General features: G+C 56.5%; 3 protein-coding genes. All 3 read right to left on the bottom strand.

Annotated elements, in window-relative coordinates; translation table 11 throughout:
* Positions 1-184 precede the first annotated feature (184 nt).
* Positions 185-1,129, bottom strand: a complete 945-nt coding sequence (locus tag QXF46_09720) for an NAD-dependent epimerase/dehydratase family protein (protein ID MEM0227140.1) — start codon at positions 1,127-1,129, stop codon at positions 185-187.
* On the bottom strand, positions 1,126-2,016 hold the full coding sequence (gene rfbD / locus QXF46_09725) for a dTDP-4-dehydrorhamnose reductase (protein ID MEM0227141.1): 891 nt from the start codon (positions 2,014-2,016) through the stop codon (positions 1,126-1,128). Before rfbD ends, QXF46_09720 begins: the two co-directional genes overlap by 4 nt.
* A gap of 4 nt (positions 2,017-2,020) precedes the next feature.
* The coding region (locus QXF46_09730) for a dTDP-4-dehydrorhamnose 3,5-epimerase family protein (protein ID MEM0227142.1) at positions 2,021-2,584 on the bottom strand (564 nt) is incomplete at its 5' end.

Consider the following 2,584-nt stretch of genomic DNA (forward strand, 5'->3'; position numbering starts at 1 on the left):
AGAACACAAAAATGAAGGAACTCCTCATGCTACATAATCCCGCTGCAGCCAATCCAATTGAACTGTTGGCATCGCGTAGTCCCCTTAGAACGTGGAACCTTTTTCGTTTCTCGATAGCTGGAGAAACCCTTCACATTTTGATGCTTAGATCAGAGCTGATTCGCCCGCGTACCCGATAACTGTCTCACTGGCGTGTGCGTGGGAGGAAGGCTTTGAAGCGTTCTACTACTTCTCTCACGCCCTTCTCGAGGGAGCCTTTCGGCTGGAAGCCGAGGCCTCTTATCCTCTCGTCGCTAACGCCGTAGGAGGTTTGCTGCGGATGAGGGGGTTCAACAATGCTCACCCTCACGCTCGGAACCACCCCCCTCACAGCATCAATCACCTCGGAGAGAGAAGCGTTCTCCGTCACCACATTGAAAACACCACCAACAGCAGCTGGGTGGAGGGCGGCGAGCAGAAGCGCTTCGACAGCGTCTCCAACGTACAGGTAGGGCCTCAAGGCCTTTTCAGCCCCCCTCCAGACGGTGAGCGGTTCCCCTATCGCGGCGAGAAAGGCGAACCTGTTCACAACAGTGTCAAACCGCATCCCCGGTGCATATCCGTAAACCGTCCCCAGCCTTAGTATCGAGACTTTCAACCCCCTCTCCCTATGAACCTGAAGGTAGATCTGCTCAGCCAGCAACTTAGACCTCGCGTAGGGGCTCTCAGGCTTACAGGGGTGATCTTCCCTCACCAGGCCGCTCACACTCCCATAAACGGATGCGGAGGAGGTATAGACAATGCGCTCGACACCTGATTCCACCGCAACTTCAACCAACTTCCTAGCGCCCTCCACGTTCACTTTCATCGTCTGATCTTCCATCTTATATGAGAGGGGGACGCTCGTAATACCCGCTAGATCGAAAACCACTTCAGCATCGCGAAGCGCCCTCCTCAAGTCCTCCTCCCTCCCAATATCCCCCAGCACGAACTCGTACTTCGCGTCGGGTAGATCGAAGAGGGAGTAATACTTGTCCCCAACCATGCTATCGAAGATCCTCACCGTGCAGCCCTCAAAGCCCTTGGCGAAGGGCAGCTTGCGGATGAGGAGGGAGCCGATGTAGCCTGAGCCGCCGGTGACAACGATCATTTGCCGCCCACCTCCTCCTTCAGCATCCTCAATGCGAGCTGCGTGTCGTAGAAGCGTGTCAAGACCACCCTCTTCGTTTCCTCAAAGGAGAGGCTGGAATCCACCGGTCTCCTCGCAAGCCACTTAAACTCCTCCATCCGGGAGGGGAAGATCAAACTCGTATCGAAACCGAGCGTTTCTGCAACCTTGAGCGCGAACTCGTACCTACTCATCCTCTCCCCCACCACGTGGTAGACGCCGTTCACCCGCTTCTCGACGAGCTCCAGCACAGCTTCAGCTAGCAGGCGCGCGTGAGTCGGGGAAGTGTACTGATCGATTAACGCTCTAACAGGCTCCCCCCTGCTCAGCTTCTCAATGAGGAACTTGGCGAAGTTGGTCCTACCCGGACCCAGACCGTAGATGCTGCTCGCCCTTACAACGCACCACTGGCTACAAGCAGCCCTCACGGCAACTTCACCGGCCATCTTCGTCAACCCGTAGTAGTTGACCGGGTTCGGCGGGTCGCTCTCGGAGTACATCCCCCTCACCCCGTCGAAGACGTAGTCGGTTGAAAGGTAGAGGAAGTACGCTTCAACACGTTCAGCCGCTCTCGCCAGCTCTAGCGTTGCATCAGCGTTCACCCTCCAGGCTAAGGCACGATCACGCTCGCAGAGGTCAACATCGCCCAGAGCTGCCATATGTACAACAGCGTCGGGCCTCTCTCCTGCAACCAGGCTGTGCACCGCGGAGAAATCGGTGAGGTCGACCCGCACCTTCCTCAACCTCTCATGCTCCAACGGTATTGGGTGCGAGAAGTGTACCGCAGTAACCTCATAACCTTTTTTGAGCGCTATTTCGACCGTGCGGTAACCCGGCAAGCTGCTAGCGCCGGTGATGAGAAGCTTCACCTTCTCACCGGTGGGGTGGGTAGAACCAATCCCAGGGTTTCCCGCAGCGAGGGTCATCCCTCTTTCCATTGATCGCGACAGGGACGATAGACGGGTCGTTCCAAGGCCTCCTCTCCTCGTCAGGGTTCTGGTAATCGTAGAGCCTGTTCACAAAGTAAATGTGCACCGCCGGGCTCTCGCTGACAACTTTAAAGCCGTGCCAGTAGTGGCCGGGGACCCGGAGGATCTGCGGCCTCCGCTCGGAGAGGACGACTTCAACCATCTGCCGGGTTTCATCGTCAAACGCGCAAACCTTTATCGCCCCTGCGACGGCGAGGAAATAGTCCACTTGACCCCGTACGTGCCGATGCCACGCTCTTACCACACCCGGGTAGGTGAAGGAAAGGTTCGCTTGAACAACCTCGTCCTCAAACAGAGGCCAATCCCTCCTGAAAATCTCAGCAAAAAAGCCCCTATCATCCGGCATTACAGCCAGATCAACCAGCTTCACACCAGGCAGAGCCAACTCCCGCACACTACCAAGAAGAGGCATACCTCTTCGGGGATGAGCTTCAGGGGTAGTAAAAAT

This window comes from Thermofilaceae archaeon (genome assembly GCA_038731975.1).
Taxonomy (GTDB): domain Archaea; phylum Thermoproteota; class Thermoprotei; order Thermofilales; family Thermofilaceae; genus JANXEW01.

Excerpts from the sequence above, each read along its gene's own strand:
- QXF46_09720 (MEM0227140.1), bottom strand. The coding sequence starts at position 1,129 with ATGATCGTTGTCACCGGCGGCTCAGGCTACATCGGCTCCCTCCTCATC.